General features: G+C 73.7%; 12 protein-coding genes. 11 read left to right on the forward strand and 1 reads right to left on the reverse strand.

Annotated features, from left to right (window positions below; translation table 11 throughout):
- Positions 1-1,260, forward strand: a 1,260-nt coding sequence (locus ABD54_RS12220; protein WP_053063577.1) for a cellulase family glycosylhydrolase, incomplete at its 5' end; no start/stop codon positions are given.
- Between the two features lie 109 nt (positions 1,261-1,369).
- Here the strand turns inward: ABD54_RS12220 and ABD54_RS12225 are convergent.
- Complete coding sequence (locus tag ABD54_RS12225) at positions 1,370-3,862, reverse strand: ATP-dependent Clp protease ATP-binding subunit (protein WP_047869584.1); 2,493 nt, start codon at positions 3,860-3,862, stop codon at positions 1,370-1,372.
- Between the two features lie 329 nt (positions 3,863-4,191).
- Between ABD54_RS12225 and ABD54_RS12230 the strand changes: the two genes are divergently transcribed.
- From ABD54_RS12230 to ABD54_RS12275, 10 genes are all read left to right on the forward strand, one after another.
- Positions 4,192-5,190 (forward strand): substrate-binding domain-containing protein, encoded by a 999-nt coding sequence (locus ABD54_RS12230; protein WP_047869585.1) that lies wholly within the window; start codon positions 4,192-4,194, stop codon positions 5,188-5,190.
- A gap of 50 nt (positions 5,191-5,240) precedes the next feature.
- Positions 5,241-6,758: a sugar ABC transporter ATP-binding protein gene (locus ABD54_RS12235; protein ID WP_047869586.1), complete on the forward strand. Its 1,518-nt coding sequence runs from the start codon at positions 5,241-5,243 to the stop codon at positions 6,756-6,758.
- Positions 6,759-6,774: 16 nt separating this feature from the next.
- Complete coding sequence (locus ABD54_RS12240) at positions 6,775-7,785, forward strand: ABC transporter permease (protein WP_047869587.1); 1,011 nt, start codon at positions 6,775-6,777, stop codon at positions 7,783-7,785.
- Positions 7,786-7,811: 26 nt separating this feature from the next.
- Positions 7,812-8,903, forward strand: a complete 1,092-nt coding sequence (locus tag ABD54_RS12245) for a zinc-binding dehydrogenase (RefSeq protein ID WP_047869588.1) — start codon at positions 7,812-7,814, stop codon at positions 8,901-8,903.
- Positions 8,900-10,153: a hypothetical protein gene (locus tag ABD54_RS12250; protein ID WP_047869589.1), complete on the forward strand. Its 1,254-nt coding sequence runs from the start codon at positions 8,900-8,902 to the stop codon at positions 10,151-10,153. Before ABD54_RS12245 ends, ABD54_RS12250 begins: the two co-directional genes overlap by 4 nt.
- 68 nt (positions 10,154-10,221) lie before the next feature.
- Complete coding sequence (locus tag ABD54_RS12255; protein WP_047869590.1) at positions 10,222-10,977, forward strand: SDR family NAD(P)-dependent oxidoreductase; 756 nt, start codon at positions 10,222-10,224, stop codon at positions 10,975-10,977.
- Positions 10,978-11,002: 25 nt separating this feature from the next.
- Entirely contained in the window at positions 11,003-11,734 is a 732-nt protein-coding gene (locus ABD54_RS12260; protein WP_047869591.1) for a FadR/GntR family transcriptional regulator, read from the forward strand.
- Positions 11,731-12,876: a galactonate dehydratase gene (gene dgoD / locus ABD54_RS12265; protein ID WP_047869592.1), complete on the forward strand. Its 1,146-nt coding sequence runs from the start codon at positions 11,731-11,733 to the stop codon at positions 12,874-12,876. Before ABD54_RS12260 ends, dgoD begins: the two co-directional genes overlap by 4 nt.
- Before the next feature lie 17 nt (positions 12,877-12,893).
- Entirely contained in the window at positions 12,894-13,754 is an 861-nt protein-coding gene (locus ABD54_RS12270) for an SMP-30/gluconolactonase/LRE family protein (protein ID WP_047869593.1), read from the forward strand.
- Entirely contained in the window at positions 13,751-14,731 is a 981-nt protein-coding gene (locus ABD54_RS12275) for a sugar kinase (RefSeq protein ID WP_082166788.1), read from the forward strand. The genes ABD54_RS12270 and ABD54_RS12275 overlap by 4 nt, the downstream gene beginning before the upstream one ends.
- Positions 14,732-14,834: the final 103 nt, after the last annotated feature.

The raw sequence follows: 14,834 nt of genomic DNA on the forward strand, positions 1-14,834 counted from the left end.
CCCGTCCGCACCGCCCTCGCGGGCGCGCTCCTGCTCGCCCCCCTCGCGCTCGTCGCCGCGCAGGGCCCGGCCGCGGCCGCTCCCGCCGCCCCCGCCTCCGCGGTGGCCGAGGCGCCGGTCCGGGCCGCCGCCAGCCCCGTAGAGACCCACGGCCGGCTTCGGGTCTGCGGCCTCAAGCTCTGCGACGAGAGCGGCGAGACCGTCCAGCTCACCGGGATGAGCTCCCACGGCCTCCAGTGGTACGGCGACTGCCTCACCGAAGGCTCCCTGGACGCGCTCGCCCACGACTGGAACGCCGACGTCCTGCGCGTGTCCATGTACATCCAGGAGGGCGGCTACGAGACCGACCCGCGCGGCTTCACCGACCGGGTCCACGAGTTGATCGAGGAGGGCACCGCGCGCGGCATGTACGTCATCGTCGACTGGCACATGCTCACGCCCGGCGACCCGAACCACAACACCGACATGGCGCGTACCTTCTTCTCCGAGATCGCCTCAGTCCACGCCGACAAGGACAACGTCCTGTACGAGATCGCCAACGAGCCCCACGGGGTCTCCTGGGACGCGATCCGCGGCTACGCGGAGGAGATCATCCCGGTCGTGCGCGCCGGGGACCCCGAGGCCGTCGTGCTCGTCGGCACCCGCGGCTGGTCCTCCCTCGGCCTGTCCGAGGGCTCCGACCACACCGAGATCACCGCCGACCCGGTGGACGCCGACAACATCATGTACGTCTTCCACTTCTACGCCGCCACGCACGGCGACTTCCACCGGGAGGGCCTGCGGGCCGCGGCGCGGGACCTGCCGCTGTTCGTCACCGAGTTCGGCACCCAGGAGGCCACCGGCGACGGGCCCGACGACTTCGCCTCGGCCCAGGCCTACCTCGACCTCCTGGCCGAGGAGCAGATCAGCTGGGTGAACTGGAACTTCTCCGACGACTTCCGCTCCGGCGCGGTGTTCGAGACGGGTACCTGCGCCGCCGACGGCCCCTGGACGGGCACCGAGTCGCTCAAGCCCGCGGGGGAGTGGATCCGCGACCGCATCCGCGAGAGCGGGGTCGCCCCGACCGACCCCACCGATCCGACGGACCCCACCGACCCGGACGGGTGCGAGACCCCGGTCTGGTCCTCGACGGAGGTGTACACCGGCGGCGACCGGGTCAGCCACGGCGGACGCCTGTACCGGGCCCAGTGGTGGACGCAGGGGGAGGAGCCCGGGACCACGGGTGAGTGGGGTGTCTGGAGGGACCTCGGCGCCTGTTGACCGACGCGCTGGGGCGGGCTGGGAGGCCCGCCCCAGCGTTCTTCGGCCGGTCCGGTCGTGCGCTGCCCCGCGTCTGCCGAGGCCCCGCCGGGCGCGTCTGTCCCCTCCGTCAGTACGACTGCACGGTGGAGATGCGCAGCTCACCCTGCTCGTCCACGTCCACCAGCACGTGGTCGCCCGCCACGAGCTGCTGGTCCAGCACCATGCGCGACAGCCTGTTGCCGACGTTGCGCTGGATGGTGCGCGCCAGCGGCCGGGCGCCGTAGGCGGGCTGGTAGCCGCGCTCGGACAGCCACCCCACCGCCTCGTCGGTGAACCGCACGGTGATGTCCTGCGCCTTGAGCCGCTCCTCGGTGCGCTCCAGCAGCAGCCGGGTGATCCGGCCCAACTGCTCCTCGCCGAGCTGCTTGAAGACGATGACCTCGTCGATGCGGTTGATGAACTCCGGGCGGAACTCCTCGCGCAGCCGCCGCATCACCCGCTGCTCGGTGTCGGGGTCCATCTGGCCGTCGGCGGTGAAGCCCATCGGCGCGCCCCCGGTGATCGCCTCCGACCCCAGGTTGCTGGTCATGACGACCACCGTGTTGCGAAAGTCCACGGTCCGACCCTGCCCGTCGGTCAGCCGCCCGTCGTCCAGTAGCTGGAGCAGCAGGTTGAACACGTCCGGGTGGGCCTTCTCCACCTCGTCCAGCAGCAGCACCGAGTACGGGTGGCGGCGCACGGCCTCGGTGAGCTGGCCCGCCTCCTCGTAGCCCACGAACCCCGGGGGCGCCCCGGTCAGGCGGCTGGCGGTGTGCCGTTCCTGGAACTCGCTCATGTCGATGCGGACCATGGAGTCCTCGGAACCGAACAGGGCCTCGGCCAGCGCCCGCGCCAGCTCCGTCTTGCCCACGCCGGTCGGGCCCAGGAAAAGGAAGCTGCCCACCGGCCGGTCGGGGTCGCCCAGACCGGCCCGCGAGCGGCGGATCGCCTCCGAGACGGCCGTGACCGCCTCGTCCTGGCCGATCACCCGCTCGTGCAGCACCTCCTCCAGGTTGACCAGCCGGTCCCGCTCCTCCTGGGTGAGCTGGGAGACGGGGATGCCGGTGCCGCGGGAGACCACCTCGGCGATGTCGGCGCCGGTCACCTCGGGAACCGACGAACCGGTTCCGCGCGCCTGGTGGATCGAGCCCCGGGCGGCGGCGATCTCGTCGCGCAGCGCCGAGGCGCGCTCGTAGTCCTCCTGCTGGACCGCCTTCTCCTTCTCCTCCTCCAGGCCCTTGAGCCTGCCCTCCAGCTCGCGCAGCCCGGAGCTGGAGGACTTCAGGCGCAGGCGCACCCGCGCGCCCGCCTGGTCGATGAGGTCGATGGCCTTGTCGGGCAGGAAGCGGTCGGTGACGTAGCGGTCCGACAGCTCGGCCGCCGCCACCAGGCTCTCGTCGGCGAACCGCACCTGGTGGTGGGCCTCGTAGCGGTCGCGCAGCCCGCGCAGGATCTCGACGGTGTCCTCCACCGAGGGCTCGGGCACCTGGATCGGCTGGAAGCGGCGCTCCAGGGCAGCGTCCTTCTCGATGTTCTTGCGGTACTCGTCCACGGTGGTCGCGCCGATGATGTGCAGCTCGCCGCGGGCCAGCGCGGGCTTGAGCATGTTCCCGGCGTTCATGGACCCCTCGGCGGCGCCCGCGTTGACGATGGTGTGGACCTCGTCGATGAAGACGAGCAGTTGGTCGGACTGGGCGCGGATCTCGTCCACGATGGTGTTCAGGCGCTCCTCGAAGTCGCCCCGGTAGCGCGTGCCCGCCACCACCCCGGCCAGGTCGAGCTGGACCAGGCGGCGCCCGAGCAGGGTCTCGGGGACGTCCTCGTCGAAGATGCGCTGGGCGATGCCCTCCACGATCGCGGTCTTGCCCACGCCCGGGTCGCCGATGAGCACCGGGTTGTTCTTGCGCCGCCGGGCGAGCACCTCGATGCACTGCTCGACCTCGTCGTCGCGGCCCACCACCGGGTCCAGGCGGCCCTCGCGGGCCAGCCCGGTCATGTCGGTGCCGTACTCGTCCAGGGTCGGGGTGGCGGAGGGCTCGCCCTCGCCCTGGTCGGCGGCGGGCGGTGCCCCGGCGGCCTTCTGGAGCGACTGCGGGGTGACCCCCGAGCCGCGCAGGAGCTGGCCGACGGCGCTGTCGGTGTTGACCGCCAGCGCGAAGAGCAGGTGTTCGGGAGTGATGCTGGAGCTGCCCGTGGCGCGGGCTATGTGGAGCGCGTCGAGGAGGGCGCGCTTGGCGGCGGGGGTGAGCCGGGCGGACCCGCGCACCGACCTCGGGGTCTGCGAGACGGCCTGGTCGATCACGTCGATGATCTGCTGTGTGTCGGAGCCGCTGTTCTGCGCCATCTCCCGCGTGGGCGGGTAGCGCAGCAGTGCCCACATCAGGTGGACCGCGTCGACGTCGGCGCTGCCGGCCTCCAGCGCGCGGCGCACCGCGGCGTCGGCCACCTGCTGGGCCTCGGGGCTCATCAGCTTGGACAGGTCCACGTGGCGGACCGGCCCCCGGGCCCCCAGGAAGCGCGCCAGGAACTCGTCGAAGGAACCCGGGTCGCTGCCGCGGTCGTCGGGAAGGTCGTGTGTCATGTCGTCTTCGTCCCCCGTGCGTGCGGTAGTGGCCCGTTTACTCTAAGTGAGCGTCCGGGGTTTGCCCGGTAGCGCTTGTCGGCGTGGGGGTCCGACCTCGCGTCCGCCTCCGGGCTCCCTCCGTGTCGCCGCCCCCTGCCGCCGTTGTCCTCCTCCGGGCGGCCGCAGTGCCCTGTCCGCAAGGGATTCGGTGTGCTCCGCGCCACTCGAAAAATAATTAATTACTATTTATTCTTGACGTTACCTGAGTCACTCTGACATGCTCTCCTGCAGTTGAGGAAGGCGTCCGCGCAGGTGAGCGCGTACGCCTCTACGCCAAGGAGGACCACATGGGCAGACGACCGCCGCGCCCCCCGGGCCGCGCGCTCGCCGCTCTCACCGCCGCCCTGTGTGTGCTGCTGCTCGCCGGATGCGGCGCCAGGCTCGGCGAGGACGGCCGCATCGGCGTCGTCTACATGGACGCGCAGGGCTTCTACGCGGGAGTCCGCGAGGGCATGCAGGACTACGCCGAGGACTCCGGACGCGAGCTCCAGCTCCTGGAGCTCAACGCCCGCGGCGACGCCTCCGAGGAGAGCACCTTCGTGGACGTCGTCTCCTCGGCCGACGTCGACGCCCTGGTGCTGTCCCCCGTCTCGGCCACCGCCTCGGTTCCCGCCCTGCGCCTGGCGCACGAGAGCGGCGTCCCGGTGGTCTGCTACAACACCTGCATCGAGGACGAGGCCGCCAAGGAGTACGTCACCTCCTACATCCTGGGCGACCCCCACGAGTTCGGCCGCCTGCTCGGCGACGCCGCCGCCGACCACTTCGAGGACGAGGGGGTCGAGGACCCCCGGATCGGCGTCCTCAACTGCGAGTTCGTCGAGGTCTGCGTGCAGCGCCGCGAGGGCTTCGAGGAGGCGCTCTTCGCCCGCCTGCCCGACGCCTCGATCGTCGCCAACCAGGAGGGCGCCACGATCGACGAGGCCGTCAACGTGGGCGAGCGCCTGCTCACCGCCCACCCCGACCTCGACGCCTTCTACGGGGAGGCGGGCGGCGCCACCATGGGCGCGGTCCGCGCCGTCACCAACCGCGGCCTGGCCGGGGAGGTCGTGGTCTTCGGCAGCGACATGTCCACCGACGCGGCCCGCGCGCTGTCGGACCACCGCATCCTCAAGGCCAACGTCGACATCTCCGGAATCGCGGTCGGCCTGCTGGCCGGGGAGACGGTCGAGCGAATCATCGCCGGCGACCCGCCGGAGGAGTTCGTCACCGAGGCGCCCATCGACCTCTACACCACGCCCGAGGACGGCGAGGAGTGGCTGGAGGAGCACCCGGACGGCGTCCCGTAGACCGGCCGTCCGAGCACGTCCGCCCCTTTCGTCCCACCTGTGGAGCACCCATGAGCGACACCTCCGCCGCGCCCCCGGCCGACACCGACGTCGTGGCCCGCGTCCGCGGCGCGACCAAGAGCTACCCCGGCGTCCGGGCGCTGGACCGCGCCGACTTCGAGATCCGCGCCGGAGAGGTCCGCGCCCTGCTCGGACGCAACGGCGCCGGAAAGTCCACCCTGATCCGCCTGCTGTCCGGCGTGGAGGCGCCCGACGAGGGCGAGATCGAGATCGGCGGCCAGCCGCTCGGCCAGGGCGGCATCCGCCGGGCGGCCAAGCTCGGCGTGGGCACCGTCTACCAGGAGCTCAGCCTGGTCCCCGAGCTGTCGGCGGCCGAGAACCTCTACCTCGGCACCTGGCCCAAGGCCGCCGGGCGCATCGACTACAGCCGGATCAGGGCCGGGGCCGGGGAGGTCTTCGCCGAACTCGGCGTCGACATCGCCCCCGACACCCGGGTAGGCGAACTGCCCCTGGCCCAGCAGCAGCTCGTGGAGATCGCGCGGGCCTTCCGCGCCCGGCCGCGCCTGCTCATCCTGGACGAGCCCACCAGCGCGCTCGCCGCCGGTGAGGCCGAGACCGTCCTCAAGGCCGTCGAGCGCGTCGCCTCCCGCGGGGTCGGCGTCATCTACGTCAGCCACCGCCTGGACGAGATCCGCCGGGTCGCCGACACGGTCACCGTCATGCGCGACGGCGCCGTCGTGGAGACCACGCCGGTCCGCGGCGCCACCACCCGGCGCATCGTCTCCCTCATGCTCGGCGGCGAGACCGAGGAGGAGAACAGGCCGGTGCGCCGCGCCGCCTCCTCCGCGACACCGCTCCTGTCGATCCGCGACCTGGCGGTCCCGCCCAAGGTCGACGGCGTCTCCTTCGACCTGCGCCCCGGCGAGGTACTGGGCCTGGGCGGGCTCATGGGCTCGGGCCGGACCGAGATCCTGCGCGCGCTGGCGGGTTTCACCCCCTCCCGGGGGACCGTGGAGGTGGACGGCTCGCCGGTGGCCCGACCCACCCCCCGCGCGATGAAGCGCCTGGGCGTGGGCATCACCCCCGAGGACCGCAAGGGAGAGGGCGTGGTCCCCCTCCTGGGCGTCTCCGAGAACATGGTCATGACCTGGTTCGGCGGCGCCTCCAAGGCGGGGACCGTGCTCCCCTCCCGCGTCTCGGAGATCGGCCGGGGCCTCATCGACCGGCTCTCGATCAAGGCCGCCGCGACCGACACCCCCATCGTCAACCTCAGCGGCGGCAACCAGCAGAAGGCCGTCATCGGCCGCTGGCTGCACGCCGGGAGCCGCATCCTGCTGCTGGACGAGCCCACACGGGGCGTGGACGTCGAGGCCAAGGCCCAGATCTACGCCATCGTGCGCGAGCTGGCCGAACAGGGGGCCGCGGTCCTCTTCGTCTCCAGCGAACTGGAGGAACTGCCGCTCGTGTGCGACCGCGTGCTCGCCCTGCGCGGAGGACGCCTGCAAGGCGAGTTCACTGGCGACGACATCACCCTGGACAACATCATGGCCGCCGCGATGGCGGCGTGAACGGCGAGGTAGAGCAATGACCACCACCACCAAGGTCACCGGCGAGGCGGTCCCCGCCCGCGGCGACCTCATCGGCCGCTACGGCCACCGCCTCAACGAGATCGGCCTCCTGGCCGCCATCCTGATCCTGTACGTAGTCCTCGGGCTCTCCGCCTCCGGGTTCCTGAGCCTGGACAACCAGCTCGGCCTGCTGCGCAACGCCGCCACGATCGGCATCGCGGCCTGGGGCGTCACCCTGGTGATCATCGCCGGGGAGATCGACATCAGCATCGGCCCGGCCGTCGCCTTCGCCTCGGTCATCGCGGCCAAGGGCGCCACCGAGTGGAACCTGGGCGTGATCGGCGCCATCATGCTCACCCTGGCCATGGGCGTGCTGTGGGGCGCCCTCGCCGGATGGCTCCGGGCCCGGTTCAACGTCCCCTCCTTCATCACCACGCTGGGGCTGTGGAGCGTCCTGGGCGGCCTGGCGCTGTACATGACCGACGCGCTCCCCGTGCCGCTGCCCGAGAGCGGCCTGCTCGACGTGCTCGGCGGCTCCGTCCTGGGCATCCCCACCGCCGCGCTGGTCATGCTCGTGCTCTTCGCGGTCTTCGCCTACGTCGCCAAGTACACCGCCTACGGCCGCTCCGTCTACGCCACCGGCGGCAACGCCGCCGCCGCGCAGTTGGCCGGGCTCAACGTGGCCCGGGTGCGCGTGCTGCTGTTCGCCACCACCGGCCTGCTCTCCGCCATCACCGGCGTCCTGCTCGCCGCCCGCCTGGGCTCGGGCAACGGCGGCGCCGCGGCGGGGTTGGAGTTCGACGTGATCGCCGCCGTGGTCATCGGCGGTACCGCCCTGGCCGGCGGACGCGGCTCGCTCGGCGGTACCTTCCTCGGGGTCGTCTTCATCACGGTCATCGCCAACGGCCTGGTGCTGCTCGGCGTCAACTCCTTCTTCCAGGACGTGGTGCGCGGCCTCATCATCGTGGGAGCCGTCCTGATCAACGTCGTCATCAGCAGGCGCAGCGCGGCCAACCGCCTCGCCTAGCCGCTCCGAACGGGGGAACCACCACCATGAACACCACGGCCGCCGCCACCGCGCTCCCCGAGACGATGCGCGGGGTGCGCCTGCCCGGGGACTCGACCGCGGTCCTGGACACCCTGCCCGTGCCCGAGCCGGGCCCCGGACAGGTGCTGATCCGGGTCGGCGCGTCGGGCATCTGCGGCAGCGACATCGGCTTCATCTACCACGAGCACAAGACGCACCGGGGGGTCGAGGGACCGGCCTACCAGGGCGTCGTCGCGGGCCACGAGCCCTCGGGCACGGTCGTGCAGGCCGGGCCGGGGTGCCGCAGGTTCGGCCCCGGCGACCGGGTCATCGTCTACCACATCGCCGGGTGCGGGCTGTGCGACAACTGCCGCCGCGGCTTCATGATCAGTTGCACGGACCCCTCCCGGGCGGCCTACGGCTGGCAGCGCGACGGCGGCCACGCCGAATACCTGCTGGCGCAGGAGTCCACCTGCGTCCCCCTGCCCGACGAGCTGTCCTTCGTGGACGGCGCGCTGATCGCCTGCGGGTTCGGCACCGCCTACGAGGGGCTGCGGCGCGTCGGGGTCAACGGCGACGGCGACCTGCTCGTCGTGGGCCTGGGGCCGGTGGGGCTGGCGGCCGGGATGATCGGCCGGGGCATGGGCGCGGCCCGCGTGATCGGGGTGGAACCCAACCAGCTCCGCCGCGAGTGGGCCGCCGGCCTGGACGTCTTCGACGCACTGGCCCCACCCGAGGAGGCGGCCGACGAGATCGCCCGGGTCACCTCCGGCCGGGGCGCGGCCACGGCCATCGACTGCTCCGGGTCGCGCCCGGGCCGCTCCCTGGTCCTGGAGAACGCCGCCGAGTGGGGCCGCGTCTCCCTCGTAGGCGAGGGCGGCACCATGGAGACCGAGGTGTCGGACACCCTCCTGCACAAGCAGCTCACCCTGTACGCCTCCTGGGTGACCTCGCTGCCCGCCATGGCCGAGCTGTCGGTGAACCTGGTGCGGTGGGGCCTGTCCCCGGAACGGGTGGTCTCCGACCGCTTCGACCTCGCCGACGCCGACGCCGCCTACCGCCTGGCCGCGGGCGAGAGCCGCGGCAAGGTGTGCCTGGTCAACGGGGCCGAGCGGTGAGCCGCCCCGTCGAGGTGCGGCGCGACGCCTCCGGGGCGCACGAACTCGTGGTCCTGGACAACGGCGTGCTGCGGCTGACCGCCGCCCCCGCGCTGGGCGGGCGGCTCCTGTCGGTGCGCCACCGCGGCCGCGAGCACCTGTACCGCAACCCCCGCCTGCTGGGCGACGACCTCCAGCCGGTGGAGGGCGTGGTCCTGGGACCGGTGGACGGACCCATGAGCGCGTGGAACAACGTCGGCGGCGACAAGACCTGGCCCGCTCCCCAGGGGTGGGACGGGCCCGACGAGTGGGCGGGGCCGCCCGACTCAGTCCTGGACTCGGGCCCCTACACCGCCGAGACCTCGGCCGACCCCGACGGCTCCGCCGTGCTCACCCTCACCAGCGGGGACGACCCGCGCTCGGGGCTGCGGCTCACACGCCGCCTGACCCTGGCGCCCGACAGCGCCGCCTACCGGCTGGACCTGGAGGCGGTCAACGTCTCCGGTACCGCGCGCCGGTGGGCGCTGTGGAACGTCACCCAGCTCGACGGTGGGACCGGCGGGCCGAGCGGGTCCGACGGGCGGCGGGAGGGGCCCGGCGGGCCGGACGGCGCACGCGGGGTCTACGTGGGCGTCAGCGGCCCGGGCCCGCACACGGTTCCGCTCGTCGCGGGCAACGGCCGCCCCCGCGTGGTGGAGCACACGCCCTCCGTGGTGCGGGTCCCCCTCCAGGACGTGGTCGGCAAGGTCGGCTTCCCCACGGCCTCCGGATGGCTGGCCGAGGTGGGAGCCGAGGGCACCCTCACCCAGCGCTTCGCCGTGCGGGAGGGGGCCGAGTACCCGGACGGCGGTTCCAGGGCCGAGGTGTGGCTCGAATGCCCCGTGGACCGGCCCCTGGAGCACCTGGGCGGGCTGTGCCCGGTGGACCGCGTAACCGAGGTCGAGGCGCTGGGCCCGCTCACCGTGCTCGAACCGGGGAAGTCCACCTCCCTCGCCGTGGAGTTCGGTTTCGGCACGGGCACGGGTCCGGTGGCCGAGGTGACCCCCGACGGCTTCTGGAGCGAGGAGCCCCGCTGGGGCGCCCCCGAGCCGGGAGGGCCGCGCCTGAGCGGGGTCTTCACGTCCTCGCGCGCGGGCGCGCTGGTCCACCGGGCGTCCGGCCGCACGGTCGCGCTGACCCGGCCGGGCGAGCCGACGCGCTTCGACGCCGTGGTCCCCGAACCCGACACCCGAACCGCGCCCGCCGTCGTGTTCGCGCCCGACCGGGCCTGAGCAGCGCGGCGCCGCGGAGCAACGACGGTCCCCGGCCCGGCCGGGGACGCAGCACAGGACGGAGTGACATGACACACACCAGGCACCGCGGAGTCACCGCCGTGGTCACCGGAGCGGCCCGGGGCATCGGGGAGGCCACCGCCCGCCGCCTGGCCGCCGAGGGCGCCTCGGTGGTGCTCACCGACCTTTCCCCGAGCCTGGAGGAGGCCGCCGAACGCATCCGCGCCGAGGGCGGGCGCGCCCTGGCGGTGCGGGCCGACGTGAGCGACGAGGCCTCCTGGGAAGGGGTCGTGGCGACGGCACGGGACGCCTTCGGGCCGGTGGGCGTCCTGGTCTCCAACGCCTACACCTTCGAGCAGGCGCCCGCCCACGAGACCACGATCGGCTCCTGGGAGCGCCAGCTCGCCGTCAACCTCACGGGCGCGTTCCTTGGGGTGCGCGCCTGCCTGGACGACCTCTCCGCCAGCGGCGGCAGCGTCGTCATCACCTCCTCGGTCCACGCCTGGTTCGGCCTCCCCGGCCGACCGGCCTACGCCACCACCAAGGGCGGGCTCACCGCCCTGACCCGCCAGCTCGCCGTCGAGTACGGGCCGCGGGTGCGGGTCAACTGCGTTCTGCCCGGCCCCATCCTCACCGCCGCCTGGGAGGGCGTGGGCGAGGAGGACCGGCGCGACAGCGTCGCCCAGACCGCCGCGGGCCGCTTCGGCGACCCCGACGAGGTCGCCTCCGTCATCTCCTTCCTCGCCTCCGCGGAGGCCTCCTACGTCACCGGGACGAGCCTGCCGGTCGACGGAGGGTGGAGTATCTACAAGGCGTCGTCGTGACGGGACGCCCGGAACGGAGGAAGTGATGGCGGCCTACTCGGGGCGCGGTGTGCACGGCCAGACGGTGCGGTTGCTGGGAGAACGCGTGCTCTCCGGACGGATCGGCGAGGGGGAGACGATCGACCTGGCCGCGCTCAGCGGCGAACTCGACCTGAGCCTGACCGCGATCCGCGAGGCGATCAAGGTCCTGGCGGCCAAGGGTCTGGTCGGCTCCCGGCAGAAGAAGGGGACGTTCGTGCGCCCCCGCGGCGACTGGAACCTGCTCGACCCGGACGTGGTCCGCTGGCGGATCGCCGCGGGCGCGGGGGACGTCTTCTTCGGCGAGCTGGCCGAACTGCGCGACGCCCTGGAACCCGCCGCGGCGCGCCTGGCCGCGCTGCGCCGCACCGACGCCGACGTAGCCGAACTGCGCGCGGCGCTCACCGACATCGCCGCCTCCGGCCACGGCCCGGCCGAGGAGGCCGCGCGGGCCGACCTGCGCTGGCACCGCGCGCTGCTGACGGCCACGCACAACGAGCTGTTCACCCGCACCGACGTCTTCTTCGCCGCGGGGCTGTCCGAACGCGACCGCCTGGTCCACGGGGGCGCCCACGAGGACCCCGTGCCCACCCACGGCGCGGTCACCGAGGCAGTCGCCGCAGGCGACCCGCGCGCCGCCGAGTCCGCCATGCGCTCCCTGCTGGAGCAGGCCCGGGAAGACCTCCTCCGCGTCACCGAGGACGACGCGGCCGTAGACGATCTGGAGAGACCGCAGTGAGAATCACCCGTATCGAGACCTTCCTGGTCCCGCCCCGGTGGCTGATGTGCCGGGTGGAGACCGACGACGGCGTCGTGGGCTGGGGGGAACCCGTGGTGGAGGGGCGCGCGGAGACCGTGCGGGCCGCGGTCGAGGAGCTGTCCGAACTCCTGCTGGGCCAGGACCCCGCGCCCATCGAGTACCACTGGCAGCGCCTCACCAAGGCCGCGTTCTACCGGGGCGGGCCCATCCTGTCCAGCGCCGTCGCGGGGCTCGACCAGGCGCTGTGGGACATCGCGGGCAAGCGCCTGGGCGTCCCCGTCCACCGGCTCCTCGGCGGCCCCGTCCGCGACCGGGTGCGCGTGTACGGCTGGGTCGGCGGCGACGACCCGGCCGAGCTGGCGGAGGCGGTCGCGGCCCGCGTGGAGTCCGGGCTCACCGCCGTGAAGATGAACGCGTCCGGGGTGATGGGGCGCTCGGCCACCGTGCGCGAGATCGACGGCGTCGTGGAGCGACTGGCCGGGGTGCGCGACGTGCTCGGCCCGGACCGGGACGTCGCGGTGGACTTCCACGGCCGCTTCAACGCGGCCACCGCCCGCCGGGTCCTGCCCCTGCTGGAGCCCCTGCGCCCCATGTTCGTCGAGGAGCCGGTCCTGCCCGAGTACGGGCACCTGCTCGGCGACGTCGTGCGGTCCAGCCCGGTGCCCATCGCCACCGGCGAGCGCCTGTTCGGCCGGAGCGAGTTCCTGCCCGCGCTCCAGGCCGGGGTCGCCGTCGTCCAGCCCGACCTCTCCCACGCGGGCGGGGTCTCCGAGGTGCGCCGGATCGCCTCCCTGGCCGAGACCTACGACGCCCTGCTGGCGCCGCACTGCCCGCTCGGCCCCGTGGCCCTGGCCGCGAGCCTGCAGGTCGCCTTCGCCACGCCCAACTTCCTCATCCAGGAACAGAGCATGGGCATCCACTACAACCGGGACGCCGAACTGCTCGACTACGTCCTTGACACCGAGTTCTTCGCCTTCCCCGACGGGCACATCCACCGCTCCGAGGCCCCCGGCCTGGGCGTGAGCGTCGACGAGGACGCCGTGCGCGCCGCGGACCGCACCGGCCACCGCTGGAGGCCGCCGGTGTGGAGCCACCGGGACGGGTCCTTCGCGGAGTGGTGAGAGGGGAAGTGACGCGCATGCCGTGCGAACCGTGGAGCACCGACCGCTTCGAACTGGGAGAGGGGCTGCGCCTGCGGGGCCGGGACCTGCTCATGGTGGACATCCTCACCGGCCGCCTCCTGCGGCTCGACCCCCGCACGCCGGGCCCGGCCGAGGTGGTCGCCGCCCTCGACGTCCCCCTGGGCGCGGTCGCCCCCGTCCGGGGCGAACCGGGAGGGTTCGTCGCGGCGGCTGGCACGGGCGTGGCGCTGCTGTCCGAGGGCGGCGCACCGGAGTGGTTGGCCAGGCCCGAGGACGGCGTGGCCACGCCGATGCGGATGAACGACGGCTGCTGCGACCCCGCCGGGAGGTTCTGGGCCGGGTCGATGGCCTACGACGGCACCCCCGGGGCCGGTTCGCTCTACCGCGCCGATCCCGACGGCCGGGTCACCCGGGTCCTGGAGGGCTACACCGTTCCCAACGGCCCGGCCTTCACCGCCGACGGGGCCCGCATGTACCTCGCCGACAGCGCCGAGGGCCGCATCGACGCCTACGAGATCTCCCCGGACGGCACCCCCGGCGCGCGGACCGTCCTCGCCCGGGTCGGTGCGGGCAGCCCCGACGGGATGCAGGTCGACGCCCGGGGGTACCTGTGGGTCGCGGTCTGGGGATCGGGCAGCGTGCACCGCTACGACCCCGACGGAACCCTGGAGCGCGTGGTGGAACTGCCTGCCGCCCAGCCCACCAGCGTGTGCGTCGTCGACGCCCCCGACCCGCGGCTGTTCGTCGCCTCCGCCTCGATCGGCCTCGACCGCCCCGGGCCCGGCGACGGCGCCCTCTTCTCGGTTCCCGTGGACGTGTCCGCCCCGGCGGCCCAGCCCTTCGGAGGAAACCCGTGACACCCCAGATCACCTGTGTCGGCGAGACCATGCTGCTGCTCACGGCGGCCGAACCGGTCCCCTTGGACGGCGCCCCGCTCCTGTCCATGGGCACCGCGGGCGCGGAGTCCAACGTCGCGTGCGCCCTGTCCGCCCTCGGACACCGGGCCGCCTGGCTCAGCGGCGTGGGCGACGACCCCTTCGGGCGGGTGGTCACCCGTAGCCTGCGCGAACGGGGCGTGGACGTGTCCGGCGTGCGGACCGACCCCGACCGGCCCACCGGCCTGCTGGTCAAGGACCCCTCGCCCTCGGGCAGCGCGGTCCACTACTACCGCGCGGGGTCGGCCGCCTCGGCCCTGGGCCCCGAACTGGCCGCGCACCCCCTCGTCCGGACGGCGCGGGCGGTGCACCTGTCGGGGGTCACCCCGGCGCTCTCGCCCGACTGCGACGCCCTCGCAGAGCGCCTGCTGGCCGACCCCGCCCTGACGGTGAGCTTCGACGTCAACCACCGGCCCCGCCTGTGGAAGGAGGGACAGGCGGCCCCCCGCCTGCTGGAGCTGGCCCGGCTCGCCGACGTCGTCCTCGTCGGCAGGGACGAGGCAGAGGCGCTGTGGGGCACCCCCGCCGCCCGCGACGTCCGCGCGCTGCTGCCCGACGTGGACCGCCTCGTGGTCAAGGACGCCGAGCACGGCGCCACCGAGTTCCGCGGTGGGGAGGAGTCGTACGTGCCCGCTCCGGTGGTGGAGGTGGTCGATCCGGTGGGAGCCGGGGACGCCTTCGCCGCCGGATACCTGGCTGGAGGGCTGCGCGGCCTCGACGCGCGGGGCCGCCTGCGGCTGGGGCACCTGTGCGCCGGGCGCGTCCTGCGGGTGGTGGGCGACCTGGCCGACCCGCCCCCGGCGGAATCGGTGGACGAACTGCTCGCGGTCCCCGACGACCGGTGGACCGACCGGGCTTCGGCGGCAGTGGCCGCAGTGAGAGGAGACGGACATGAGTGACCAGGGACTGGACGGACTGTTCGGGGGGCAGCGCGTACTGGCGATCCTGCGGGGCATGCCCGTGGACACCACGGTCGCGCTGGCCGAGCGCGCGTGGGACCTG

The organism is Nocardiopsis sp. RV163 (assembly GCF_001029525.1).
Classification (GTDB): Bacteria; Actinomycetota; Actinomycetes; order Streptosporangiales; family Streptosporangiaceae; genus Nocardiopsis; species Nocardiopsis dassonvillei.

What these genes read in the sequence shown, in the direction of transcription:
- ABD54_RS12225 (WP_047869584.1), bottom strand. Translation starts at nt 3,862, where the DNA reads ATGACACACGACCTTCCCGACGACCGCGGCAGCGACCCGGGTTCCTTC.
- ABD54_RS12230 (WP_047869585.1), top strand. Translation starts at nt 4,192, where the DNA reads ATGGGCAGACGACCGCCGCGCCCCCCGGGCCGCGCGCTCGCCGCTCTC.
- ABD54_RS12235 (WP_047869586.1), top strand. Translation starts at nt 5,241, where the DNA reads ATGAGCGACACCTCCGCCGCGCCCCCGGCCGACACCGACGTCGTGGCC.
- ABD54_RS12240 (WP_047869587.1), top strand. Translation starts at nt 6,775, where the DNA reads ATGACCACCACCACCAAGGTCACCGGCGAGGCGGTCCCCGCCCGCGGC.
- ABD54_RS12245 (WP_047869588.1), top strand. Translation starts at nt 7,812, where the DNA reads ATGAACACCACGGCCGCCGCCACCGCGCTCCCCGAGACGATGCGCGGG.
- ABD54_RS12255 (WP_047869590.1), top strand. Translation starts at nt 10,222, where the DNA reads ATGACACACACCAGGCACCGCGGAGTCACCGCCGTGGTCACCGGAGCG.
- ABD54_RS12260 (WP_047869591.1), top strand. Translation starts at nt 11,003, where the DNA reads ATGGCGGCCTACTCGGGGCGCGGTGTGCACGGCCAGACGGTGCGGTTG.
- ABD54_RS12270 (WP_047869593.1), top strand. Translation starts at nt 12,894, where the DNA reads ATGCCGTGCGAACCGTGGAGCACCGACCGCTTCGAACTGGGAGAGGGG.